This is a genomic window from Elusimicrobiota bacterium (assembly GCA_041660925.1).
GTDB lineage: Bacteria > Elusimicrobiota > Elusimicrobia > UBA1565 > UBA1565 > JBAZUV01.
Map to the genome: position 1 here is coordinate 525,253 of JBAZVI010000002.1, position 23,813 is coordinate 549,065.

Sequence of the window (23,813 nt, forward strand, 5' to 3'; positions counted from 1 at the left end):
TTATTACAGAAACGCGATATCTATATGGGGGCGAAGACGAGGACGAGCTTGCCTACGGTCGCTCCGGACTCGAGCGCCGCGTGGGCTTGCGCCGCCCGCTCGGCCGGGAAGTCGGTGCGCGCCAGCGGCCGGACCTTCCCCTCCGCGATCCAGCCCAGGAGCTGCTCCATCGCTCGGGACGCCAGGTCCGGCCGGTCGAAGAGGTGGACGACGTTGAAGCCGAGCACCCCGCGGTTCGCGGAGGTGAGCTCGAGCGGGGAGAAGCGCGGCACGCGCGAGCCGCGCCAGAGCACGCCGAGCGGGTTGGGGCGCGCGGCTCCGCGCGGGAAGAGCTCGGCGAAGCCGTAGACGACGAGCCTCCCCCCCTTGGAGAGCAGGGCGTAGCCCTCGCGCAGGGTCTGGGGTCCTCCGGAATCGAAGACGACGTCGTAGCCCTCGGGAGCGTGCGCGCGCGCGGCCTTCCAGGGGTCGCGCGTCCCCCGGACGATGACGGCACGGGCCCCGTGCGCGCGGGCCGCCGCGACCTTCTCCTCGGAGCCCACGATGCCGACCGCGGGGCAGCCGCAGGCCGCGCAGAGCTGGAGCAGCGCGGAGCCCACCCCGCCCGCCGCGGAGGGGACGAGGACGAGCTCGCCGGGCTCGACGCGCGCGGCGCGCAGGAGCCCGTACCAGGCCGTGAGGAAGACCGTCGGGAAGGCCGCGCAGTCCTCGAGGGACCAGGCGGCGGGGCAGCGCCAGAGCCAGCGCTCGTCGACGACGACCTTCTCGGCGTAGGCGCCGAAGCGCAGAAGGCCGAAGACGCGCTCGCCCGGGGAGAAGCGGCCGGCCCCGGGGCCGACGGCCTCCACCGTCCCGGCGAACTCGAAGCCGGGCGTGAGGGGATAGCGCCCCTTGGCCGCCGAGTACCAGCCCATGCGCACGAGGCAGTCGGCGTAGTTGACGCCGGCGGCCGCGACGCGCACGAGGACCTGGCCTTTCATGGCGACGGGCTCGGCCGTCTCCGTCCACTCGAGGGCGCGGTGCCCGCCGGGCCGGCGGACGAGCAGCTTGTGCATGAGCGGAGCTTATCTTTTTGTAGAATACCCCGCCAACATGAGCGACCTCCGCGACGGCTTCCTCAAATACTTCGACCGCAAAGGCCACCTGATCTGCGCCTCGGTGCCCCTCATCCCCGAGGGCGACCCGACCCTCCTCTTCACCTCGGCCGGCATGGTCCCCTTCAAGCCCTACTTCCTCGGGATGAAGAAGGGCATCTCGCGCGCGACCTCCTGCCAGAAGTGCTTCCGCACCACCGACATCGACCGCGTCGGCACGACGATCCGCCACCTCACCTTCTTCGAGATGCTCGGGAACTTCTCCTTCGCCGACTACTTCAAGGCCGACGCCGTCCACTTCGCCTGGGACTTCCTCACCGGCACGGTCGGGCTCGACCCCAGGCGCCTCTACCCCACGGTCTTCAAGGACGACGCGGAGGCCGAGGAGATATGGAAGAAGCAGGGCGTGTCGAACCCCATCACGCGCCTGGGCGAGGACTCCAACTTCTGGGCCATGGGCCCGACGGGCCCCTGCGGCCCGTGCTCGGAGATCTACTACGACCTCGGCCCCGAGTGGTCGTGCGGCAAGCCCGGCTGCACGGTCGGCTGCGACTGCGACCGCTACCTCGAGGTCTGGAACCTCGTCTTCATGCAGTACGAACGGCTCGAGGGCGGGACGCTGAAGTCCCTCCCCTTCAAGAACATCGACACCGGCATGGGCCTCGAGCGGCTCTCGATGATCGTGCAGGGCAAGCCGAGCCCCTTCGAGACCGACCTCCTCGCGCCCATCGCGGCGGCCGCCTCCTCCGTGCTGAGCACCCCGCTCCCCGGGGAGAAGGAGTCGAGCGCCGCGGCCGCCGAGGCGCGCACCGCCTACCGCATCGTCTCCGACCACATCCGCTCGGCCGCGATGCTCGCCTCCGAGGGCGTCATCCCCTCCAACGTCGAGCGCGGCTACGTCCTGCGCCGGCTCATCCGCCGCGCGGCGCGCTACGGCCGCCTGCTCGGAGCGAAGGAGCCGTTCCTCCACGCCCTCGTCCCCTCGGTGCTCTCGGTCTACGCGCACCCTTACCCGGCGCTCTTCGCCGCCAAGGGGCAGGTCGAGCAGACCCTCCTCGCCGAGGAGCAGCGCTTCCTGGAGACCCTCGAGAAGGGCGAGCGCGAGCTCGCGACGATCCTCGAGGCGCACCCGAAGACCCTCCCCGGCGAGACCGCCTTCAAGCTCTACGACACCTTCGGCTTCCCCCTCGAGCTGACCCGCGAGATCGCCTCGCGCCGCGGAGTCTCCGTCGAGGAAGAGGGCTTCGCCAAGGCCCAGGAGGCCGCCGCCGACACCGCGCGCGCCGGCTGGAAGGGCTCCGGCGAGCGCCCCACGGTGCACTACGACAAGCTCCTCCAGAAGCACCCCGGCCTCAAGAGCGAGTTCATCGGCTACCACAAGACCTCGCACGAGACCCGGGTGATCCTCATCCTCCGCTACGGCTCCTCCGGCGTCGAGGAGGCCGAGGAGCTCAAGCCCGGCGACGAGGGAGAGGTCGTCCTCCTCCAGACCCCCTTCTACGCGGAGAGCGGCGGCCAGGTCGGGGACCAGGGCGTCCTCCTCGACGACGTCGACGAGAAGAAGCAGTTCGCGCTCGTCCACGACGTCCAGAAGCCGCACCCCCATCTCCTCACGCACCGCGTCACGGCCCAGCGGCCGCTGAAGCTCCACGCGAAGGTCCGCGCGGTCGTCGACGCGGAGCGGCGGCGCAAGACCGCCTACCACCACACGGCGACGCACCTCCTCAACGAGGCGCTGCACCGCGTGCTCGGCGGCAACGTGCGGCAGGCGGGCTCGATGGTCGCGCCCGACCGCCTGCGCTTCGACTTCACGCACCCGAAGCCCATGAGCGAGGAGCAGGTCGCCGAGGTCGAGAAGATCGTCAACGAGGCCATCGCCCGCGACCTGCCGGTCGAGGTCGAGGAGCGCGCCGCCGAGGAGGCGAAGGCCCTCAAGGCCCTGACCCTGCTCGGCGAGAACTACGGCGCGCGCCCCCGCTTCGTGCTCATCGGCCCCAAGGGCTTCCGCGACCCGCTCGACCGCTACAGCCTCGAGCTCTGCGGCGGCACGCACGTCGAGCGCACCGGAGAGATCCAGGACTTCAAGATCGTCAAGGAGAGCGCCGTCGCCGCCGGCATCCGCCGCATCGAGGCCGTCGCCGGCCCCGCCCTCGAGCACCTCCAGCGCATCGAGGAGGAGAAGACGCGCCAAGGCCTGCGCGACGCCATCCAGCGCTACATCGAGGTCACCTCGAAGATCCAGTCCGTGACCGGCAAGCCCTACCGCGACGTCGTCAAGAACATCCCGGACGCCGACACCGGCCCCCTCGAGGAGGTCCGCAAGTCCCTCGGCGCCCTGCGCGAGCTCGAGAAGATCCTGCGCGCCGACCTCGACTCCCACAAGCAGTCGAAGCTCTCCCAGCAGGCCAAGATGGGGCAGGTCGTGCTGCAGGTCGGCGCGGTCAAGCTCTCCGTGCAGAAGTTCGCCCAGGCCGAGATCCAGACCCTGCGAGGCATCGCCGACCAGATCAAGCGCGAGCTCGGCACCGGCGTCGTCCTCCTGGCCACCAGCGAGGAGCACAAGCTCTCCTTCGTCCTGAGCGTGACGCAGGATCTCGTGGACAAGGGCATCGACGCCTCGAAGATCGCCCGCGAGATCGCCGTCATCACGAAGGGGCGCGCCGGCGGGCGCAAGGACTTCGCCCAGGGCGGCGGGCCCGACGCCGACTGGGAAGAGATCGTCAACAAGGTGAAGGAGCTCGTCCACCTTTAGCCGGGAATCCTGACGGGGATCCCCGGCTCCGTCCAGGCATCGGAGTCCCCCCTTTGGCGCCAGATCCCTCGCAGCACACCCCCTCGGAACGCGCGGAAGCGGACTCTCCCCGGCGCGTTCCGAGAGTCCATCCCGCTCCCCGCATCGTCCTGCACGTCGACATGGACTGCTTCTTCGCGGCCGTCGAGGAGCGCGACGACCCGACCCTCGCGGGAAAGCCCGTCGTCGTGGGCTCCGACCCCAAGGGCGGGCGCGGGCGCGGGATCGTCGCGACGTGCAACTATCCGGCGCGGCGCTTCGGCATCCGCTCGGCCATGCCCATCTCGACGGCCTGGCGGCGCTGCCCGGGAGCCGTCTACCTTCGTCCGCGCTTCGCCGCCTACTCGGAGGCGAGCCGTCGCGTCATGGAGCTCTTGCGCGCGTCCGCCGACGTCCTCGAGGTCGTCGGCATCGACGAAGCGTACCTCGACGTCTCCCGCCGCGCGACCTTCGAGGCCGCGCGCGAGCTCGCCCGCGCGCTCCAGCAGGAGGTCCGCGCGAAGGAGCGCCTCTCCTGCTCCATCGGCGCCGGCCCCAACAAGCTCGTCGCCAAGCTCGCCAGCGAGCACAAGAAGCCCGGGGGCCTCACCGTCGTCATCCCCTCGCGCGTTCAGGAGTTCCTCGACCCCAAGGAGGTCCGCGCGCTGCGCGGCGTCGGGCCGAAGACCGAGGAGAGCCTGCGAGAGAGGGGCGTCGAGACCGTCCGCCAGCTGCGCCGCCTCTCGCGCGAGACGCTGCGCGCCGTCTTCGGGAGCTTCGGCGACTACCTCCACGACGAGGCGCGCGGGATCAGCGAGAGCCCCGTGGACCCGGTCTGGGAGCAGAAGTCCTTCGGACGCGAGGACACCTTCCCCGAGGACACCGACGACCTCGACGAGGTGAAGGCCGCGCTGCTGGGCTGCGTGCGCCGCGTGCGCTCGGACATGGTCGCGGAGGGACACTGGTGCCGGACGCTCACGGTCAAGGTGCGCTACGAGGGCTACGAGACGCACTCGCGCCAGACGACCCTGCGCCTGGCCACCGGGCGCCTCGACCAGCTCGAGCGCGGAGCGCTCGACCTCCTCGAGCCCTTCCTGGGCGCCCAGAAGCGCTTCCGCCTCGTCGGCTTCGCCGTCTCGAAGTTCGAGCCCCCCGTCGACCTGCTGCCGCTCGAATAAAGCAGAAGAGCCCCCCGGGGCCGGGAGGCTCTTAGAGCTTTATATCTTGCGCCCTGAAGGAATCGAACCTTCACTTACAGCTCCGGAGGCTGTCGTGATATCCATTTCACCAAGGGCGCGTTGGTGCGATGGCCGGCGCGAGGACCGGACTCCGGAAGCCCGGGGTGCGATTATAGCAAGTGTACGCGGCTACTGCGCAGACGTCGTCGGAGGCAGTCCCAGGTACTGCGGCGTCAGCACGGACCAGGTGTAGTTGTTGCTCGCATTCCAGAGGATCCAGCTCTCGACGCCCTGCAGGTGCGCGGCGAGGATCTGCGCCTTCACCTGCTGGGGTCCGTAGCGGACGCCGAAGAGGGAGAAATCCTGGAGATAGGGACGGAGCTTGGGGGCCTGCTCCTTGAGCCGCGACTTCGCGTCGCGCAGCCCGCGGTGGATGATCTTGTAGGGCTCCCGGTTCGGGCTCGCGAGCCCGTACTCCCCCTTGTAGTAGTGCGAGGGGTACATCATCGGGCTGATGTAGTCGACGAGCGGGGCGAGGCGGTCGATCTCCTGGCCGATGCCCATGTCGTCTTTGGAGGTCGTGGTCATGCCGAAGACCGCGATGGAGATCGGCTTCCCGGTCGGGTCGATGCGGCGGCGGGCGTGGCGCAGGAACTCGACGAGGTTGCTGATGGCCGAGTTCCGCGAGTGGTCCGAACGCACGTAGCGGCAGGCGCGCGTGTTCCCCTCCGTGGGGAAGCGGATGTAGTCGAACTGGATCTCATCGAAGCCGAGCTCGGCGGCGCGCACGGCGAGATCGAGGTTGTAGTCCCAGACGACCTTGCGGTACGGGTCCATCCAGGCGGCGCGGTTCTGGTTGCGCCAGACGCCGCCCTCGGGATTGCGCACGGCCCACTCGGGGTGCTTGCGGGAGAGCAGTTCGTCCCTGAAGACCACGATGCGCGCGACGGCCTTGAGGTTCTGCGCGCGCAGGTCGCGGAGCAGGGCTTCGGGGTCGGGGATGGCGGCCTCGTAGGTTCCGTATTCCGCGGCGCTCTTCACCCCGGGGACGTAGACGCGGCCGTCGGTCTCCTTGAGCGGCACGACCACGGTGTTGACCACCGTGCCCTTGAGCTTGTCGAGGAAAGCCCGGCGGGACTTCGGCGCACCGGCGACCCAGGCCGTCAGGTGCACCGCACGCATCGCCGGGCCGCTCGAGATGGCCACCGAGGACGCGATGTCGGGGTCGGGTTCGGGCTCCTTGCGCGCGGCCGTCTTCCCGTCCTTCTTCTCCGTCGCGGCCGCCGGGACGCTGGACGGCGGCGTTTCGGGAGCGGTGACCGCCGTCGTGGTCTGCGCGGAGAGTGCGACCGGGGCCTGCGCCGTCGTGGAAGGGGCGGGCTCGTCCCCGCTGATGTCCTGCGCCGCGGCCGCCGGAGCGGTGCCGCTCGAGACGGGGACGCCCGCGGCGGGGGCGGTCGAAAGGACGGCGGAAAGAGCGAGGAGGGCGAGCATCGTTGGACTATTCTACAAAATATGTAGAATCGCCCCATCGTCGCACGGAGGTCTCATGGCAGCGAAGAGCGATCCCAAGCAGGCCGTCATCGAAGTCCTCAACAAGGCCCGGGCCGACGAGCTCGCGGCGATCTTCCAGTACATGTCCCAGCACTACGCGCTGGCCGACGGCGACTACGGGCAGGTCGCCGCTCCCGTCAAGCGCGTCGCCATCGACGAGATGCGCCACGCCGAGCTGCTCGCCGAGCGCATCTACGAGCTGGGCGGCGTCCCCGTGGCCGCCCCCTCGATGGCGACGAAGAAGAGCCAGAGCATCGGCGAGGCGATGGACTACGACGTCGAGCTCGAGGAGAAGGCCATCGCGGACTACAACGCCTTCCACCAGGTCTGCGTCGAGGCCCGCGACAACATCAGCGCCAAGCTCGTCGAGCTGATCATGACCGAGGAGCAGGAGCACCTGAACTACTTCCAGAACGTGGACCGCCACATCCGCGAGCTCGGGCCGGCCTACCTGGCCCAGATCGCCGGAGGCGTCAACGACGTGCCCGCCAGCGCGATGGGCTTCGTGGCGAACAAAGCCGCAGGGAAAGCGACGGCGCAGCCGTAGCGTCCGCACGCGTCCGCGGAGCCGCTCCTCGTCGGAGCGGCTCCGCGTTTTTTCGCGGGAAGTTGCGGGGCCCCGACTCAAAAAGCTACGATACTCTCCGTTGACCGCAGTATGGTTGGGTGCCAGAGCGGTCAAATGGACTGGTCTGTAAAACCAGCGGGCTACGCCCTACGAAGGTTCGAATCCTTCCCCAACCACCACCTTGAACGAACGAGCCGCCCTGCTTTCCGGGGCGGCTCGTCCGTTTCCTCTTTCCTCCGCGCGGGAGGTTCGCACGAGGCGCGCCGCCCCTCCCGCCCGCCGCGAAGGTCCGCGGCGACTGCCCCGGGAATGAACAGGTGTTCAGGTCCTTTTTCCCCCTTTGCCATGGGCCCAATGTCCGCCGGCCCAGGCCCCCTTCGGCTCATACGCCGGCCCCCGCGGACGCGCTAGGATACCCTCGCAGCAACGGAGGAACCATGTCCAAGCGCCTCATCGCTCTGCTCGCACCCGCCCTCGTCTGCGCGCTCGCCGCGGCCGCATCCGCCAAGACGACGACCTTCAACGGGCAGTATCGCCTCGAGAAGAAGCTCTCCGGCGCCTGTTATGCGCAGCTCCAGGTCGTCCCCGAGACCTTCGGGAACTCGAAGAACCAGGACGACCTCGGCTTCTACGGCCTTCCCGAAGGGCAAGGCCTCATCGCCGAGCAGGTCCTCGACATCAACAACGGCCTCCAGACCGACCGCTACACGAACCCGATGACCCTCCTCCCCTTCCAGAGCGACCTCATCGGCTATCGTCCACGCCTCGCGACCTCCGACGGCCGCGTCCTGACCTACGTCCAGGGAGAACTCTCGAAGTTCCGGCCGACCCTCGAGAACGGCGAGTTCTTCCAGGCCGAACTCAAGGACGGCCTCCTGCTCATCCGCAAGGGCAAGGTCGTCGAGAGCGCGTTCGTCCTTCAGGACTCCTGCGTCTACGTGAGGACGAAGTAATAGGCGCCCGCCGCCTCCCTCTGGACACCGGTTCCGAGGGGACACGCATCACCGCAGCGGACGGATGACACCCGGTGTCCCCGTGGATGAGCGGCGGGCGGATTCCCTCATCGGACAGCCTCGCGCGGCGAGCTCACCGCGCGAGGCGCTTTTTTCGCTATGATTCCCCCATGACGACTCCCCCTCTCCCGACCCTCTGCTGGGGCTGCTCGCGCTCCATCGACGCCCAGGACGCCTACTGCCGCTTCTGCGGCCGCGGTCAGGGCGAGCACGTCGCCTGGTACTACAAGCCCTGGGGCATCGCCGTCTGCACCTTCTTCGGCCTCGGCCCCTTCGGACTGGCCCTGGTCTGGATGTCCCCCGTCCTCTCGAAGAGGGCGAAGGCCGTCTCCGCGGGACTCATCCTCCTCTTCAGCCTCTGGCTCGCGCGCGGCGTCATGAACATGATCCACGCCGTGTCCGCCGCGCTCGCCGGCGCCGGCCTCCCTCTCGGCGTCTGAGAACCTGAATCCTTTCGCCTCCGCCCGCATCTAAAGGGAAGATGAAGAACGACGTCTTCACGTTCACGGTCCGCGGCATGAGCTGCGCGGCCTGCGCCGCCAAGGTGGAGCAGGGCCTGCGCCGCCTCCCCGGCGTGGAGGAAGCCGCGGTCCATCTCGCCACTGAGAAGGTCTCGGTGCGCGCAACGGCCCCCGCGTCCGCGCTCTACCGTGCGGTCGAGCGTCTCGGCTACCGCCCCGTCGCGGCCGAGTCGGCGGAGGCCGCCGACGGCCGCCGCGCCGAGGACGCACGCGCGCTGCGCCGCGACGCGCTCTCCGCGGCCCTGCTCGCCGCCCCCACCCTCGCGCTCTCCATGTCCCCCATGCTCGCGGGAGCGCACGCGCACGCGGGTCCGACCCCGCTCAACCTCCTGCTCTGCGCGCTGGCCTCGGCGGTCCAGTTCGGGCCGGGACGCCGCTTCCTCTCGAACGGCTGGCGCGGCCTGCGGAGCGGCGCCCCCGGCATGGACGCGCTCGTGCTCATCGGCACGCTCTCGGCCTGGCTCTATTCGCTGGCAAGCACCTTCGCCCCCGCGCGGCTCCCCCCCGGGACGGCGCACGTCTACTACGAGTCCTCGGCCTCGGTGATCGCCTTCGTCCTGCTCGGCCGCTGGCTCGAGGCCCGCGCGAAGGACCGCGCGAGCGCGGCCGTCCGCCGCCTGGGCGAGCTCCGCCCGAAGACCGCCCGCCGCCTCGAGGACGGCGCGGAGCGCGAGGTCCCCGTCGAAGCGCTCCGTCCCGGCGACGTCGTCCTCATCCGTCCCGGAGAGCGCGTGCCCTGCGACGGGGTCGTGCTCGAAGGCGAGAGCTTCGTCGACGAGGCGATGCTCACCGGCGAGCCCATGCCGGTCCGAAAAGCCGCGGGCGCGCGGGTGACCGGCGGAACCGTCAACGGGACCGGCGCCTTCCGCTTCCGGGCCGAGGCGACCGGCCGCGACGCCGTCCTCGAGCGCATCGTCGAGCTCGTGGAGACCGCTCAGACGAGCCGCCCGCGCATCCAGGCGCTGGCCGACGCCGTGGTCCTGCGCTTCGTCCCTGCCGTGCTGCTCGCGGCGGCCGCGACCTTCGTGCTCTGGCTGCTGCTCGGCCCGAAGCCCGCGCTCGCCCTCGCGCTGGTCCACGCGGTCTCCGTCCTCCTCATCGCCTGTCCCTGCGCGATGGGCCTGGCGACGCCGACCGCCGTCCTCGTCGCGACCGGCCGCGCGGCGGAGCTGGGGCTGCTCTTCCGGCGCGGTGAGGCCCTTCAGACGCTCGCCGAAGCCGGTCTCATCGCCCTGGACAAGACCGGGACGCTCACGGAGGGCCGCCCCGCGCTGACCGACGCGCTCGCGGCCGAGGGCTTCGAGCGCGCCGACCTTCTGCGCCTCGCGGCGTCCGCCGAGAAGCGCTCCGAGCATCCCCTCGCCCGCGCGGTGTTCGAGCAGGCGAAGACCGAAGGGCTCTCCGTCCCCGAGCCGTCCGTGTTCGAAGCCCTGCCCTCGCGCGGGGTGCGCGCGTGCGTGGACGGGCGCCGCGTCGAGGCCGGTTCGGCGGCCTGGATGGAGGAGCTCGGCGTGGATTTCGCCGCGCTCGCGGAGCCTGCCGGGGGACTCGCGGCGCGCGCGCGCACCAGGATCTTCGTCGCCGTCGACGGCCGCCCCGCGGGACTCCTCGCGGTCGCCGACCCTCTGCGGGCGGACGCGAAGGAGACGGTCGCGCGGCTCAAACGCCTGGGACTGCGCGTCGTCCTTCTCAGCGGCGACGCGCCCGAGACGGCCGCGGCCGCGGGCCGCGAGGCCGGCATCGCAGAGACGAGCGGCTGGCTCTCGCCGGAAGGGAAGGCGAAGGCCCTGCGGATATTCCAGCGCAAGCACCGCGTCGCCTTCGCGGGCGACGGCATCAACGACGCGCCGGCGCTCGCCCAGGCCGAGGTCGGCGTCGCGATGGGCGGCGGGACCGACGTCGCGGCGGAGACGGCGGACGTGCTCCTGCTCTCGCCGCGGCTCGCGGGCGTCGCAGCGGCGGTCGCGCTCGCGCGCCGGACCCTCTCCGTCATCCGGCAGAACCTGTTCTGGGCCTTCGCCTACAACGTCGTCCTCATCCCCGTGGCGGCGGGCGCGCTCGAGCCGTGGCTGGGCTGGTCGCTCAGCCCCATGGCCGCGGCCGCGGCCATGAGCCTCTCGAGCGTCTTCGTGGTCGGGAACTCCCTGCGGCTGCGCCGCTTCCGGGTCTGAGGCGGCGCAGCCCCTCACCTCCTCCCCTCTCCCGGCATGGCGGGAGAGGGGAGTATTGCTTGATGGAGGGATTCGGGCTAGAATCCGAGGATGAAAGCGACCCTCGAGAAGGCCCCCGCGCTCTCCGATTTCCCCCTCCTTCAGGACGAAGGGATGTGGACCTTCGACAACCCTCCCCGGGAGCTCCTGCGCCGCCACTACGGCTTCACGCCGAACGCCGACTGGCTCAAACGGGTGCGCCTCGCCTCCCTGCGCTTCAACGACGGCGGCTCGGGCTCCTTCGTCTCGAAGGACGGCCTCGTGCTCACCAACCACCACGTGGCGCTCGGCCAGCTCCAGAAGATGTCCTCGGCGAAGAAGGACTTCGTGAAGGACGGCTTCTTCGCGAAGAGCCGCGCCGCCGAGCGGCCCTGCCCCGACCTCGAGATCAACCAGCTCGTCTCCATGGAGGAGGTCACCGCCCGCGTCCTCGCCGCCATCGACCCCAAGGCCTCGGAGAAGCGGCAGAACGAGCAGCGCAAGGCCGAGACCGCCCGCCTCGAGAAGGAGTCGCTGGAGACCACCGGCCTGCGCTCGGACGTCGTCGAGCTCTACCAGGGCGGCGAGTACTGGCTCTACCGTTCGAAGAAGCACACGGACGTCCGCCTCGTCATGGCCCCCGAGCTCGGCGCCGCGTTCTTCGGAGGAGACCACGACAACTTCACCTACCCGCGCTTCGCGCTCGACTTCGCCTTCTTCCGCGTCTACGAAGGCGGCAAGCCCGTGCGCCCGGAGAGCTTCTTCCCCTTCGGCGCCCGCGGGCTGAAGGAAGGCCAGCTCTGCTTCGTCACCGGCCACCCCGGCAGCACCGACCGGCTCTACACCGTCGCGCAGCTCAGGCACCAGCGCGACGCCGCCCTGCCCATGCGCATCGCGATGCTCAAGCGCCGCCGCGATGCGGCCCTGCGCCACGGCTCCTCGCCCGAGCGCCTGCGCCGCAGCCAGGACTTCCGCTTCGGCGTCGAGAACGCGCTGAAGGCGCTCACCGGAGAGCTCGAGGGCCTGCGCGACCCGTCCATCTTCCACGCCAAGGAAGCCGCCGAGCGCTCCCTGCGCACCCGCGTCGAGACCGACCCCGCGCTCGCCGAGTCGGCGGGCGCCTGGGACCGCGTCGAGGGCGCCGTCGCCGAGCTCTCGGCCCGCTACAAGGGCCTCGTCTACCGCCGGCTCACGGCCTATCGCCTCACCTCGTACGCCGAGCACGCCGTGCGCATGACGGCGGAGGTCGAGAAGCCCAACGGTGAGCGCCTCGAGGAGTACCGCGATTCCGCCCTGGAATCCCTGCGCTTCCGTCTCTTCTCCCCCGCGCCGGTCTACGCCGACTTCGAGGAAGCCCTGCTCGCCGACTCCCTGCGCGAATCGCTCGAGGCCCTCGGGCCCGCCGACCCTTTCCTCAAGGACGTCCTCGCCGGGAAGACCCCCGAGGCGGCGGCTCGCGAGGCCCTGCGCGGGACGCGGATGCCCGACCCCGCCTTCCGCAGGACGCTCGTCGAAGGAGGACGCAGGGCCGTCGAGTCCTCGAAGGACCCGCTCCTCGCCCTCTGCCGCCGCGCCGACCCGCACTACCGCTCCATGCGCAAATGGTACGAGGACAACATCCAGAGCGTCGAGCGCCACGAAGGCAACCGCATCGCCCGCGCGCGCTTCGCCGTGTACGGCAAGGGCCTCTACCCCGACGCGACCTTCACCCTGCGCCTGAGCTACGGCCAGCCGGTCGGCTACGAGTGCGGCAAGACGCTCGTGCCCTGGAAGACCACCTTCGGCGGGCTCTACGACCGCGCCGACTCCTTCGACGGGCGCGAGCCCTTCGGCCTGAGCCGCCGCGTCGCCGCGGCGCGCCGGAAGGTGCGCATGGATTGCCCCGTGAACTTCGTGAGCACCCACGACATCATCGGCGGGAACTCGGGAAGCCCCGTCATCGACGCGAAGGCCGAGCTCGTCGGCCTCATCTTCGACGGGAACATCCAGAGCCTCCCCGGCCGCTACGCCTACGCGCGCGAGCGGGCGCGCGCCGTCTCCGTGCACTCGGAAGCGATCCTCGAATCCCTGCGCGCCGTTTATGGTATGAATGGGCTGGCGCGGGAGCTCGTCCGGCGCTGAAGGCCGTTCGCGAGGGGGTATGGCACTGAAGACGAAGTTCCTGCCGGCGGAGCGGGCCTCGGAAGCCCTCGTGAAGGAGTCCGCGCGAGACCTCTCCAAAGAGCCCCTGGTGAAGATGCTCGCGGAGGCGGTCCCCGACGTCTTCCTCATCCTCAATCCCGAGCGCCAGATCGTCTACAGCAACCGCACGCTCATCGAATCCCTCGGCCTTGCCGAGAGCGCTCCGCTCTGCGGCAAGCGCTACGGCGAGGCGATGGCCTGCACCCACGCCTCCGAAAGCCCCGGAGGCTGCGGCACCACGGAGTTCTGCGAGGCCTGCGGAGCCGCCCAGGCCGTCCAGCGCCGCAAGGGCCGCGAGGACGTACATGAGTGCCGCATCACGCGCGAGAACGGAGAGGCCCTCGACTTCCGCGTCTGGGCCACGCCCGTACGCCTGCCCGCCGGAGAGTTCACCGTCTTCGTCGCCGAGGACATCGCCGACGAGAAGCGCCGCGGCGCCCTCGAGAGGATCTTCTTCCACGACGTGCTCAACACCGTCTCGGGTCTGAGCGGCCTCACCGAGTTCCTCAAGGACGCGACGCCCGAGGAGTCCCGGGCCTACCAGGGGATGCTCGCGCAGGTCGTCGACAAGCTCATCGAGGAGATCACGACCCAGCGCGACCTGGCCCGCGCCGAGAGCGGCGAGCTTCTCGTGAAGCCGACGGCGCTGGACTCCCGGGCGACGCTCGAGGGGATCGCCGCGCCCTACCGCGCCCACCCGCTCTGCGAGGGCCGGACGCTCGCGCTCGCCGCAGACGCCGCGAGCGTCGCCTTCTCGAGCGACCGCACCCTGCTCGGCCGCGTGCTCGGGAACATGACGAAGAACGCGCTCGAGGCCTGCCCGAAAGGCGGGACGGTGACGCTCTCCTGCCGCCCCGACGGGCTCGACGTCCTCTTCTCCGTGAACGGTCCGACCGTCATGCCCCGCGAGGTCCAGCTCCAGGTCTTCCAGCGCTCCTTCTCCACGAAAGGCGCCGGCCGTGGACTCGGGACCTACAGCATGAAGCTCCTCGGCGAACGCTACCTTCATGGGAACGTCTCTTTCGAGAGCTCTGAAGGGAAAGGAACGACTTTTTACGCGGGATTCCCACTCGAATTGAAGAAGTGACCCTTCCTCCCCTCCCCTTCCCTCGGGAAGGGGAGGGGAGTCCAGGGACTCCTACTTCATCCAATCGAGGATGATCTTCCCTGACTTCCCCGCGCTCATGATCTCGAACCCTTCCTCGAACTTGTCGACCGGGAAGCGGTGGGTGACGATGGGGCGGACGTTCAGCCCGCTCTGGATCATCGAGCACATCTTGTACCAGGTCTCGTACATCTCCCGCCCGTAGATGCCCTTCAGGAAGAGTCCCTTGAAGATGACCTGGTTCCACGGGATGGTCGTCTCCGGCGGCATGATGCCGAGCAGCGCGATCTTCCCCCCGTTCTTCATGGCCTGGATCATGCCGTTGAGAGCCGTGCCGTTGCCCGACATCTCGAGGCCCACATCGAAGCCCTCGGTCATCTTGAGGCCTTTCATGACCTCCGGGAGAGAGGTCTTGGCCACGTTGACGGCGTTCTTCACGCCGAGCTTCTTCGCGAGGTCCAGGCGGTATTCGTTGACGTCGGTGATGACGACGTGGCGTGCCCCGACGTGATGGGCGACGACCGCGCCCATGATGCCGATGGGGCCGGCGCCGGTGATGAGCACGTCCTCGCCGGTGAGGTCGTAGGAGAGCGCGGTGTGCACGGCGTTGCCCAGCGGGTCGAGGATGGAGGCCTCGTCGTCGCTGACCCCTTCGGGGATCGGGAAGACGTTGCTCGCGGGGATGCAGAGGAACTCGGCGAAGCAGCCGGGGCGGTTGACGCCCACGCCCTTGGTGTTGGGGCAGAGGTGTCGGGCGCCGGCGCGGCAGTTGCGGCAGTGGCCGCAGACGATGTGTCCTTCTCCCGAGACGCGCATCCCGACCGAAACGCCGTTGACGGCCTTGCCGACGGCGACGACCTCGCCGACGAACTCGTGTCCGACGTGCATGGGGACGGGGATGGTCTGCTGGGACCAGGCGTCCCACTGGTAGATGTGGATGTCGGTGCCGCAGATGGCGGTCTGCTTGATCTTGATGAGGACGTCGTTCTCAGTGGGCGCGGGGACGGGGACGTCCTCCATCCAGAGTCCTTTCTTCGGGAACTTCTTGACCAAGGCTTTCATGGGCGTCCTCCGGGCTGGAGGAATGTTACCACATTCCCCCAGCCCCCTCCCGGCACGGCGGGAGAGGGGTTCCTCGGGGTGCCGACGGCCCACGCCGAAAGAGGGTCTTCGAGCCCCTCGCGCGCCGCGCCCCATTTGATAGCGTCTGTCTCGACGGACGAGCGGCCGCACTTATGAAAGGCATTGACAGATGGCGGGGGGCGTGCCATAATATCCTTGGATGTCCTTCTTGAAACGCTGTTTCAATATCGCGGCGGCCGCCGCCCTCCTCTGGGCCGGCTTCAACGTCTGCCCGATGGACAAGGCGCGCTGCGAGGAGCCCGCGCGCACGCCCTGCGGCTGTCCGGAAGACGACGGGGCGCACAGGAAGTGCTGCTCCGGCATCCACCTCTGCGACGAGGACCGTCCCGTCTCTCTGAGCGCGGCGCTCCCCTCGAGCGCGACGCCGGCGCTCCTCCCGGCCCTCTCCCCCTCCGTTCACGCGCTCCCCTCGCGCGTCGTCCCCCTCGCCTCGCCGGCGGCGCCGGCCGCCGCCGCGCCTCCCGGCTCCTCCGCCCTCTGCCGCGCCCCGCCCGCCGTCCTCTGAGCCCACGCCTCACCCCCGGCCTGCAGGAGCATCCCGCAGGCATGCCGGTTCCCGACGACGCGTCCGTCCATCCGTCATGACGAGGTTCTCATGAGTTCCTTCATCCGCATACACGTCTCCGTCCTCGCCGCCGTTCTTCTCGCCTCCGGCGCGAAGGCCGCGGAAAGCTCGACTCCCCCCCTCGCCCTGCGCGAGGTCCTGGAGAGCGTGCGCCGGGACAACCCCGCGCTGCAGGCCGCGCGCCTGCGCTGGGAGGCGGCGCTCAAGCGCGTCGCGGCCGCCGCGACCCCCGACCAGCCCCGCCTGGAGCTGGAGCGGATGTACGCCCCCTCCGGAGCGGATCCGTTCTCCGGCGCCGACGAAAAGGCCTTCTCGGTGCGCCAGGAGATCCCCTTCCCGAGCACGCTCTACCTGCGCCATGGCGCCGCCGCCCGGGACGCCGCCATCGAGGAGCAGCGCTGGCGCGGGACGCTCATCGAGCTCCTCGCACGCGCCCGCTCCGCCTATGCCGCCCTGTTCCTGGCCGACCGGAGCCTCGCCATCTACGACGAGAACATCTCCGTGATGCGGCGCTTCGCGAAGGTCTCAGAATCCAAGCTCGCCGCCGGCAGGGGCCGGCAGGCCGACGCCCTCAAGGCCCAGGTCGAGCTCACGCGCCTGCTCAACATGCGCGAGACGCTCACGGCCGAGCGCGAGAGCTCCTCGGCGGCGCTCGCCGCCCTGATGGGACGCGAGGACCCGGCGAGGCTCGGGCCGGTCCAGGAGCCGGCGGCGCCCGCGCTCGCCGCGAGCCTCGAAGACCTGGAAGCCGCGCTCTCGGGGCAGCCCGCCCTCAAAGGCGCCGCGCTCGGCGTCGAGCGGGCAAGAACGGAACTCGCGCTGGCCCGCTCGGAGTTCCTGCCCGACCTCATGTTCCAGTACCGCCGCCGCAGCGACCCCCTGCGGGGACGCACGCACGACGCGGTCCTCGGACTCTCCCTCCCCCTCTGGTTCTGGAAGCCGGCGTCGCTCGCCGCCGAAGCGAAGGCGCGGCAGGCGGCCTCCGAGGCCGAGCTGCGGGCGGCGCGTCTGGGCGCGCGCGCGGACCTTCGTACCGCCTGGGCGCGCGTGGAGACCGCCCGCCGGCTGCTGGACGCCTACCGCGGCGCCCTGCTCCCGCAGGCGGAGGAGTCCCTGAACGTCGCCGAGACGGGCTATGGGAGCGACCGCCTCGGCTTCCTCGACCTGCTCGACGCCCAGCGCTCGCTGCTGGGCTACCGGCTGGAGTACTGTCAGGTCCAGGCGGAGTACGAGCAGCGCCTGGCGGACCTCGAGATCGCCGCAGGAAAGGAGCTCTGACATGAACCGCAAGACCCTTCTCATCGCCGCGCTCGCCGTCCTGGCCCTCGGAGCCGGAGGCCTTCTCGCACGCCGCGCCCATCGACAGGGTGCGCCGGGGACCGCGGCGCATGCCCCGAGATACCATTGCCCCATGCACCCGCAGTACACCTCGGACCGGCCGGGCGAGTGCCCGATCTGCAACATGGCGCTCGTCACCATCGAGTCCGCGCCGGAGCCGGCCTCCGCGGCGGGACCGAGGATCTGCGTCCTGCATAAGTGCCGGATGCCGAACTGCGTCATGGAGCTTCCGCACGCGGTCGGCGAGAGGGTGACCTGCCCCGTCTGCGGCACCGTCGTGTTCGACCCCGCCCCGGATGCGAAGCCGCTCTACTACCGCCATCCGATGCGGCCGGACGTCACCTCGCCGACCCCGAAGAAGGACGAGATGGGGATGGACTACGTCCCCGTCTACGCGGAGAAGGCGCTCAAGAGCGGGGTGGAGGGCCAGGCGGAGGTCACGCTCTCGGAAGAGCGCCGCCGGCTCATCGGCCTGAAGTCGGAGCCCCTGAAGCGCAGGGACCTGAGCGCCCTCGTACGCGCCAGCGGAAAGGTGGCCTACGACCCGGACCTCTACAACGCCATCTCGGAGTACGGGGAGGCGGTCCGGGCCCGCGAAAGGGTGAAGGGCAGTCCCTACCCCGACGCCCTCGAGCGCGCGGACGCCCTCATGCGCGCCTCCGCGCTGCGCCTGCGCCAGCTCGGACTGAGCGATGCCCAGATCGAGAAGAGCGCGAAGGAGGGCTCCCCCGTGAACCTCCTCATCGGCGGCGGCGGTTCGGTCTGGGTCTACGCGCAGATCTACGAGTACGAGATCGGCCTCGTGAAGGCGGGCCAGCGCGCGGAGATCACGACCCCGGCCTACCCGGGCCGGACCTTCCGCGGCACGGTCCGCGGCGTCGACCCCAACCTCTCGGCCGAGACGAGGACGCTCAAGGTCCGCATCGAGGTCCCCGACCGCGAGGGCGCGCTCAAGCTCGAGATGTTCGTCGACGCGGCGATCCGCGTCGAGCTGGGGCGCCGGCTCGCCCTGCCGGAGAGCGCGCTCCTCGACACCGGCGAGCGGAAGCTCGCCTTCGTCGATCTCGGCGACGGCCGCATCGAGCCCCGGGAGCTGCGCGTCGGGCAGAAGGCCGAGGGCTACTACGACCTCCTCTCCGGCATCTCCGAGGGCGAGAAAGCCGTCACGAGCGCGCAGTTCCTCATCGACTCCGAGTCGAAGCTGCGCTCGGCGGTCCTGACCAGGAGCAAGCCATGATCGAGCGGCTCATCGCCTGGTCGGCGCGCAACAAGTTCGTCGTGCTGGCCCTCGTCGCGGGGGCCCTGGGGGCGTCGTACGCGTGCGTCCGGAACTCCCCCCTCGACGCCATCCCGGACCTCTCGGACACCCAGGTCATCGTCTACTCGCGCTGGGACCGCTCCCCCGACGTCATCGAGGACCAGGTCACCTACCCCATCGTGAGCGCCCTGCTGGGCGCCCCGCGCGTGAAGGCCGTGCGGGGCTTCTCCGACTTCGGCTACTCCTTCGTCTACGTCGTGTTCCAGGACGGCACCGACCCGTACTGGGCGCGCAGCCGCGTCCTGGAGTACCTCAGCAAGATCCAGGCCGGGCTGCCGGAAGGCGTCCGCACGGAGCTCGGGCCCGACGCCACCGGGGTGGGCTGGGTCTACCAATACGCCCTCGTCGACAAGAGCGGCCGGCACACCCTGGCGGAGCTGCGCTCCTTCCAGGACTGGTCCCTGCGCTATCGCCTGCAGTCCGTGCCGGGCGTCGCCGAGGTGGCCTCGGTCGGCGGCTTCCAGAAGCAGTACCAGGTGAGCGTCGACCCCAACGCGCTCATCGCCTACGGCATCCCCCTGGCGAAGGTCGTCGAGGCCGTCCGGGACGGCAACGACGACGTCGGCGGCCGCCTCGTGGAGTTCTCGGGCAAGGAGTACATGGTCCGGGGCCGCGGCTACGCGAAGTCGGTGCAGGACATCGAGAACATCGTGGTGGGCGGAGGCAAGGGCGGCACGCCCATCCTGATCAAGAGCATCGCCCGGGTGGCCCTCGGTCCGGACCTCCGCCGCGGCGTGGCCGACCTCGACGGAGAGGGCGACGCGGTCGGCGGCATCGTCGTCATGCGCTACGGAGAGAACGCCCTCAACGTCATCGCCCGGGTGAAGGCACGGCTCGAGGAGGTCCGCTCCTCGTTCCCGGAGGGCGTCGAGCTCGTGACGACCTACGACCGCTCCGACCTGATCCACCGCGCCATCGCGACCCTCAAGGAGGAGCTCGTCCTCCAGCTCGTCATCGTCAGCCTCGTGATCCTCTTCTTCCTCTGGCACATCCCGAGCGCGCTCATCCCCATCATCACCATCCCCGTCGCGGTGTTCCTGACCTTCATCCCCATGTACCTCATGGGCCTGACCTCGAACATCATGTCCCTCTCAGGCATCGCCATCTCCATCGGCATCCTGGTGGACGGCGCCGTCGTCGAGGTCGAGAACGCCTACAAGAAGCTCCAGCTCTGGATCGAAGGCGGGCGCCGAGGGGACTTCCACGAGGTGCGCCTCAAGGCCCTGCAGGAGGTCGGCCCGGCGGTGTTCTTCTCGCTGCTCGTCATCGCCGTGGCCTTCATGCCGGTCTTCACGCTGGTCGACCAGGAAGGCCGTCTCTTCAAGCCGCTGGCCTACACCAAGAACCTGGCCATGGCCATCGCGGCCGTGCTGGCGGTCACCTTCGACCCGGCCGTGCGCATGCTCTTCTCCCGGATGCACGACTTCGACTTCAAGCCGTCCTGGCTGTGCAGGACGGCCAACGCGGTCGCGGTCGGGACGTACTATCCGGAGGAGCGGCACCCGGTGAGCGCCCGGCTCTTCAAGGTCTACGAGCCGGTCTGCCGCTGGGTCCTGCGTCGTCCACGGGAGACCCTCGGCGCCGCCCTGCTCGTCGTGCTGACGACGGTCCCGGTCTACTTCCTCCTGGGGTCCGAGTTCATGCCCCCCTTGAACGAGGGCACGATCCTCTACATGCCCACCACCCTGCCCGGCATCTCGGTCACCGAAGCCGGGAACCTGCTCCAGGTCCAGGACCGCATCCTCAAGAGCTTCCCCGAGGTGGAACGGGTCTTCGGCAAGGCGGGCCGCGCCGAGACCGCCACGGACCCGGCGCCGTTCTCGATGATGGAGACGACGGTCGTTCTGAAGCCGCACGAGCAGTGGCGCGAGAAGCGGCGCTGGTATTCGTGGATGCCGGGGTTCCTCAAGGGGCCGCTGCGCCGCGTATGGTACGACCGGCTCTCCTACGACGAGCTCATCGCGGAGATCGACGCGAAGATGCGCTTCCCCGGGGTCTCCAACGCCTGGACCATGCCCATCAAGGCGCGCATCGACATGCTCACCACCGGGGTGCGCACCCCCGTCGGCATCAAGGTCTTCGGGGCCGACCTCGGCGAGATCGAGCGCGTCGGCACCGAGGTGGAGGGTCTCCTGCGCGGACTCCCCGGCACCCGCAGCGTCTACGCGGAGCGCACGGCCGGCGGCTATTTCGTCGACTTCACGCTCAAGCGCGAGCAGCTCGCGCGCTACGGCCTCAGCGTCAAGGAGGCCGAGACGGCCATCCTGACGGCCATCGGAGGCGAGCCGGTCACGACGACGGTCGAGGGCCGCGAGCGCTACACCGTGAGCGTCCGCTACGCGCGAGAGCTGCGCGACGACCTCGACAAACTCAAGCGGGTGCTGGTCCCGACCATGAGCGGGGCCCACATCCCGCTGGCGGAGCTGGCCGACATCGGGCTCAAGCTCGGGCCCTCGATGATCCGCGACGAGAACGGGCTCCTGGCCGGCTACGTCTACGTGGACGTGGCGGACCGGGACATCGGCGGCTACGTGGCGGAAGCGAAGAAGAAGATCGCCGCCTCCCTCCACCTGCCCGCCGGCTACTCCCTGCAGTGGAGCGGCCAGTACGAGAACATGGCGAGGGTCCAGGAGCGCCTCAAGCTCGTCATCCCGCTGACGCTGTTCCTCATCGTCTTCCTTCTGCACCTGAACACCGGCTCCTGGGCCAAGACCGGCATCGTGATGCTGGCGGTGCCCTTCTCGCTGGTCGGAGCGGTCTGGTTCCTGTGGCTGCTGGACTACAACGTCTCCATCGCGGTCTGGGTGGGGATGATCGCCCTCATGGGGCTCGACGCGGAGACCGGGGTGTTCATGCTCCTCTATCTCGACCTGGCCCACGCGGACGCCGTCCAGGCGGGCCGCATGAGGAACGAGGAGGACCTGACGGAGGCCGTGGTGCACGGGGCGGTCAAGCGGGTCCGGCCCAAGCTCATGACGGTCGCCTGCGCCTTCATGGGCCTGGTCCCCATCATGTGGTCGCTGGGGACCGGGGCCGACCTCATGAAGCGCATCGCCGCCCCGATGGTCGGCGGCCTCCTCACGAGCTTCCTGCTCGAACTGCTGGTCTACCCGCCGGTCTTCTATCTCTGGAAGCGCCGGGGGCTTCGGCCTCAGGGGTAGGGTTCGCCGCCCCACGTCTTCCGGCCGGCCGGACCGAGGACGACGTGGACGGCCCTGCAGCGGCGGGCGAAGGCGCGCAGGGACGCGGCCGGAGCGTCGCTGCGCAGATGCCAGGAGGCCGCTCCGAAGCGGCGTGCGCGGGCGTCCGCCCGTACGCTGTCCGGCTCGGCGCGGCCGCGCACGGGAGAGACGTGCACGACTCCCAGCGGGACTCCCAGGCGCGCGGCAAGGCGCGCCGCCGCGCGGAGGACCTCCTCCGGGGACGCTTCGTCTTCCGGGATACAGGCCAGCACGCCGCACTCGGCGAAAAGGGATGCCATGCCCTCATGGTAGCCCCAGCCGCCGTTGCGGCTCCATTGGCGGCCCGTTATCGGACCGTTATTAGTCCGGGTCTTCGAGGCGGTAGCCGACGGCGGGCTCGGTCTTGAGGTGGCGCGGCCGGACGGGCTCGCGCTCGATGCGGTGGCGCGTCTGATGGACGAGGATGCGCAGGGCCTCGGGGGTGCTCCCCCCCTCGGGCCAGAGCTCCTGGAGGAGCTTCTTCTGCCCGACGACGCGGCCGGCGTCGCGGACCAGGGCCGCGAGGAGCGCGTACTGGAGCGGCGAAAGGCGCACCTCCTTCTTCGCGACCCAGACGCGCCGGAGCGTCAGATCGATCTTGAGGTCGCCGTGCTCGTAGACCGGTTCGGGGTCGCGCGCGGCGCGCTCCGCATGCCGAAGGGCCACCCGGATGCGCGCGAGGAGCTCCTCGACGCCGAAGGGCTTGACGAGGTAGTCGTCGGCGCCGGCGTCGAGGCCGGCGATGCGCTCGGACTCGAGCCCCCGCGCGGAGACGACGAGCACCGGGGCGGAGGTCCATTCGCGCAGACGGGCGAGGACCTCCAGGCCGTCGAGATCCGGGAGGCCGAGGTCGAGGAGGATGACCTCCGGCTTGCGGGCGACGGCGAGCTCGAGGGCGGCTCGGCCTCCCGCAGCCTCCAGCACGGCGAAGCCGTTCTCCTCCAGCGACGCGCGCAGGAAGCGCCGGATCGCGGCCTCGTCGTCGACGATGAGGACCGTCTTCGCACCGCCGCTCACGCGCCCCTCGGCAGCGGCAGGGTCAAGCGGAAGGAGGCGCCTCCCCCGGGCCGGTTCTCCGCGCAGATCGCCCCCCCGTGCGCCTCGACGACCGCCTTGCAGATCGCGAGGCCGAGGCCGGCGCCGCCGGCGGCCGCGTTCGCCCGGTAGAACTTCTCGAAGACGCGGGCGAGGTCCTCGGGCGCCAGGCCGGGGCCGCGGTCCGCGACGGAGACCTCGAGGACCTCCATACGCTCCCGCGCCATGATCTCGAGCGCCGCCCCGGGCGCGTGGCGCAGGGCGTTCTCGATGAGGTTGACGAAGACGAGCTCCATGAGGACGGGGTCCACGGCGACGAGCGGAAGGTTCTCCGGCAGGTCGGTGTCGACGGGGCGCCCGGCGAGGGGCTTCTCGAGGCGCTCGAGCGCGGTCCCTATGACGTCCTCGATGGGGTACGGCTCCATACGGAGCCGGGCGGCCCCGGATTCCAGACGCGTGGTCTCGATGAGGTTATGGACGAGGCGCGCGAGCCGCTCGGCCTCGCTCCGGATGTTCTCCAGGAGCTCCGGGCGATCGCCTCCCCCGCCCTGGGGCGCCTGGAGCAGCGTGCTCGCCGAGCCGATGATGGCGGCCAGCGGCGTGCGCAGCTCGTGCGAGACCGCGCTCAGCAGGGAGCTGCGCAGGCGCTCGGTCTCGGCGACGACCTCCGAGCGCTTGGCGGCCTCCGCCTGGCTCCGGACGCGGACGGCGAGGTGGCTGATGAGCAGTGCCACCGCGAGCATGACGGCGAAGGTGACCAGATACCGCGGGTGCTCCGCCTGGAAGGTGAAGCGCGGCGGCACGAAGAAGAAGTTGAAGCAGAGCACGCCCAGGAAGGAGGAGAGGACCGCCGGTCCCCGGCGTCCGCGCAGGGCGACGGCCAGCGTGCCGACCAGATACACCATGACGAGGTCGGTGAGCGCCAGGACGGGGAACAGGGCGAAGCAGACGGCCGTGCAGGCGGCGCCCGCGCCGAGCGCCAGCGCGTACTCCTTCAGTAGACCGGACATCGCGTCCATC

General features: G+C 70.2%; 18 protein-coding genes and 2 tRNA genes. 13 read left to right on the plus strand and 7 right to left on the minus strand.

The window, feature by feature from the left end:
• Positions 1 to 20 precede the first annotated feature (20 nt).
• Positions 21 to 1,055 (minus strand): zinc-binding dehydrogenase, encoded by a 1,035-nt coding sequence (locus WC969_05010; protein MFA6029196.1) that lies wholly within the window; start codon positions 1,053 to 1,055, stop codon positions 21 to 23.
• A gap of 37 nt (positions 1,056 to 1,092) precedes the next feature.
• On the opposite strand from WC969_05010, the gene alaS reads away from it, so the two are divergent.
• Both alaS and dinB read left to right on the plus strand, forming a co-directional pair.
• Positions 1,093 to 3,846, plus strand: coding sequence for an alanine--tRNA ligase (gene alaS / locus WC969_05015; GenBank protein MFA6029197.1), 2,754 nt, complete (start codon positions 1,093 to 1,095; stop codon positions 3,844 to 3,846).
• A 53-nt stretch (positions 3,847 to 3,899) separates the two neighbouring features.
• Positions 3,900 to 5,042 carry a DNA polymerase IV gene (gene dinB, locus WC969_05020; protein ID MFA6029198.1) on the plus strand — a complete coding sequence of 381 codons (1,143 nt, stop codon included), beginning with the start codon at positions 3,900 to 3,902 and terminating at the stop codon, positions 5,040 to 5,042.
• A 47-nt stretch (positions 5,043 to 5,089) separates the two neighbouring features.
• Here the strand turns inward: dinB and WC969_05025 are convergent.
• Both WC969_05025 and WC969_05030 read right to left on the minus strand, forming a co-directional pair.
• Positions 5,090 to 5,161 (minus strand) — tRNA-Arg (locus tag WC969_05025).
• A gap of 70 nt (positions 5,162 to 5,231) precedes the next feature.
• Entirely contained in the window at positions 5,232 to 6,536 is a 1,305-nt protein-coding gene (locus WC969_05030) for a putative glycoside hydrolase (protein ID MFA6029199.1), read from the minus strand.
• Between the two features lie 55 nt (positions 6,537 to 6,591).
• Here WC969_05030 and WC969_05035 point away from each other — a divergent pair, with 55 nt between their 5' ends.
• The 7 genes from WC969_05035 to WC969_05065 all read left to right on the plus strand — a co-directional run bounded on the left by WC969_05035 (position 6,592) and on the right by WC969_05065 (position 14,155).
• Positions 6,592 to 7,143, plus strand: a complete 552-nt coding sequence (locus WC969_05035; protein MFA6029200.1) for a ferritin-like domain-containing protein — start codon at positions 6,592 to 6,594, stop codon at positions 7,141 to 7,143.
• Between the two features lie 113 nt (positions 7,144 to 7,256).
• Positions 7,257 to 7,343: transfer RNA gene (locus WC969_05040), tRNA-Tyr, on the plus strand.
• Positions 7,344 to 7,601: 258 nt separating this feature from the next.
• On the plus strand, positions 7,602 to 8,117 hold the full coding sequence (locus WC969_05045) for a hypothetical protein (GenBank protein MFA6029201.1): 516 nt from the start codon (positions 7,602 to 7,604) through the stop codon (positions 8,115 to 8,117).
• Positions 8,118 to 8,287: 170 nt separating this feature from the next.
• Positions 8,288 to 8,617, plus strand: a complete 330-nt coding sequence (locus tag WC969_05050; GenBank protein ID MFA6029202.1) for a hypothetical protein — start codon at positions 8,288 to 8,290, stop codon at positions 8,615 to 8,617.
• Positions 8,618 to 8,658: 41 nt separating this feature from the next.
• A complete protein-coding gene (locus tag WC969_05055) occupies positions 8,659 to 10,869 on the plus strand; it encodes a heavy metal translocating P-type ATPase (protein MFA6029203.1) in 2,211 nt (736 codons plus the stop codon).
• A gap of 90 nt (positions 10,870 to 10,959) precedes the next feature.
• The gene (locus WC969_05060) at positions 10,960 to 13,008 is read left to right on the plus strand and encodes a S46 family peptidase (GenBank protein ID MFA6029204.1); all 2,049 of its coding nucleotides are present in this window, start codon (positions 10,960 to 10,962) and stop codon (positions 13,006 to 13,008) included.
• 19 nt (positions 13,009 to 13,027) lie between these two features.
• On the plus strand, positions 13,028 to 14,155 hold the full coding sequence (locus WC969_05065; protein MFA6029205.1) for a PAS domain-containing sensor histidine kinase: 1,128 nt from the start codon (positions 13,028 to 13,030) through the stop codon (positions 14,153 to 14,155).
• A 51-nt stretch (positions 14,156 to 14,206) separates the two neighbouring features.
• Here the strand turns inward: WC969_05065 and tdh are convergent, their stop codons facing one another.
• Entirely contained in the window at positions 14,207 to 15,235 is a 1,029-nt protein-coding gene (tdh, locus tag WC969_05070) for an L-threonine 3-dehydrogenase (GenBank protein MFA6029206.1), read from the minus strand.
• A gap of 220 nt (positions 15,236 to 15,455) precedes the next feature.
• Here tdh and WC969_05075 point away from each other — a divergent pair, with 220 nt between their 5' ends.
• The 4 genes from WC969_05075 to WC969_05090 all read left to right on the plus strand — a co-directional run bounded on the left by WC969_05075 (position 15,456) and on the right by WC969_05090 (position 21,698).
• Positions 15,456 to 15,821, plus strand: a complete 366-nt coding sequence (locus WC969_05075; GenBank protein ID MFA6029207.1) for a hypothetical protein — start codon at positions 15,456 to 15,458, stop codon at positions 15,819 to 15,821.
• A gap of 90 nt (positions 15,822 to 15,911) precedes the next feature.
• Positions 15,912 to 17,159: a TolC family protein gene (locus WC969_05080; GenBank protein MFA6029208.1), complete on the plus strand. Its 1,248-nt coding sequence runs from the start codon at positions 15,912 to 15,914 to the stop codon at positions 17,157 to 17,159.
• A gap of 1 nt (position 17,160) precedes the next feature.
• Positions 17,161 to 18,456, plus strand: a complete 1,296-nt coding sequence (locus WC969_05085) for an efflux RND transporter periplasmic adaptor subunit (protein MFA6029209.1) — start codon at positions 17,161 to 17,163, stop codon at positions 18,454 to 18,456.
• Positions 18,453 to 21,698 carry a CusA/CzcA family heavy metal efflux RND transporter gene (locus WC969_05090; GenBank protein ID MFA6029210.1) on the plus strand — a complete coding sequence of 1,082 codons (3,246 nt, stop codon included), beginning with the start codon at positions 18,453 to 18,455 and terminating at the stop codon, positions 21,696 to 21,698. The genes WC969_05085 and WC969_05090 overlap by 4 nt, the downstream gene beginning before the upstream one ends.
• Here WC969_05090 and WC969_05095 read toward each other — a convergent pair.
• The 3 genes from WC969_05095 to WC969_05105 all read right to left on the minus strand — a co-directional run bounded on the left by WC969_05095 (position 21,689) and on the right by WC969_05105 (position 23,803).
• Positions 21,689 to 22,018, minus strand: coding sequence for a hypothetical protein (locus WC969_05095; protein MFA6029211.1), 330 nt, complete (start codon positions 22,016 to 22,018; stop codon positions 21,689 to 21,691). The two genes, WC969_05090 and WC969_05095, sit on opposite strands and share 10 nt — an antisense overlap.
• Before the next feature lie 61 nt (positions 22,019 to 22,079).
• Complete coding sequence (locus tag WC969_05100; GenBank protein MFA6029212.1) at positions 22,080 to 22,775, minus strand: response regulator; 696 nt, start codon at positions 22,773 to 22,775, stop codon at positions 22,080 to 22,082.
• Positions 22,772 to 23,803 carry a DUF4118 domain-containing protein gene (locus WC969_05105; GenBank protein ID MFA6029213.1) on the minus strand — a complete coding sequence of 344 codons (1,032 nt, stop codon included), beginning with the start codon at positions 23,801 to 23,803 and terminating at the stop codon, positions 22,772 to 22,774. Before WC969_05105 ends, WC969_05100 begins: the two co-directional genes overlap by 4 nt.
• Positions 23,804 to 23,813: the final 10 nt, after the last annotated feature.

Coding starts and splice junctions, on each gene's coding strand:
- WC969_05010 (MFA6029196.1), bottom strand. CDS start 1,055: ATGCACAAGCTGCTCGTCCGCCGGCCCGGCGGGCACCGCGCCCTCGAG.
- alaS (MFA6029197.1), top strand. CDS start 1,093: ATGAGCGACCTCCGCGACGGCTTCCTCAAATACTTCGACCGCAAAGGC.
- WC969_05030 (MFA6029199.1), bottom strand. CDS start 6,536: ATGCTCGCCCTCCTCGCTCTTTCCGCCGTCCTTTCGACCGCCCCCGCC.
- WC969_05035 (MFA6029200.1), top strand. CDS start 6,592: ATGGCAGCGAAGAGCGATCCCAAGCAGGCCGTCATCGAAGTCCTCAAC.
- WC969_05045 (MFA6029201.1), top strand. CDS start 7,602: ATGTCCAAGCGCCTCATCGCTCTGCTCGCACCCGCCCTCGTCTGCGCG.
- WC969_05050 (MFA6029202.1), top strand. CDS start 8,288: ATGACGACTCCCCCTCTCCCGACCCTCTGCTGGGGCTGCTCGCGCTCC.
- WC969_05055 (MFA6029203.1), top strand. CDS start 8,659: ATGAAGAACGACGTCTTCACGTTCACGGTCCGCGGCATGAGCTGCGCG.
- WC969_05060 (MFA6029204.1), top strand. CDS start 10,960: ATGAAAGCGACCCTCGAGAAGGCCCCCGCGCTCTCCGATTTCCCCCTC.
- WC969_05065 (MFA6029205.1), top strand. CDS start 13,028: ATGGCACTGAAGACGAAGTTCCTGCCGGCGGAGCGGGCCTCGGAAGCC.
- tdh (MFA6029206.1), bottom strand. CDS start 15,235: ATGAAAGCCTTGGTCAAGAAGTTCCCGAAGAAAGGACTCTGGATGGAG.
- WC969_05075 (MFA6029207.1), top strand. CDS start 15,456: ATGTCCTTCTTGAAACGCTGTTTCAATATCGCGGCGGCCGCCGCCCTC.
- WC969_05080 (MFA6029208.1), top strand. CDS start 15,912: ATGAGTTCCTTCATCCGCATACACGTCTCCGTCCTCGCCGCCGTTCTT.
- WC969_05085 (MFA6029209.1), top strand. CDS start 17,161: ATGAACCGCAAGACCCTTCTCATCGCCGCGCTCGCCGTCCTGGCCCTC.
- WC969_05090 (MFA6029210.1), top strand. CDS start 18,453: ATGATCGAGCGGCTCATCGCCTGGTCGGCGCGCAACAAGTTCGTCGTG.
- WC969_05095 (MFA6029211.1), bottom strand. CDS start 22,018: ATGGCATCCCTTTTCGCCGAGTGCGGCGTGCTGGCCTGTATCCCGGAA.
- WC969_05105 (MFA6029213.1), bottom strand. CDS start 23,803: ATGTCCGGTCTACTGAAGGAGTACGCGCTGGCGCTCGGCGCGGGCGCC.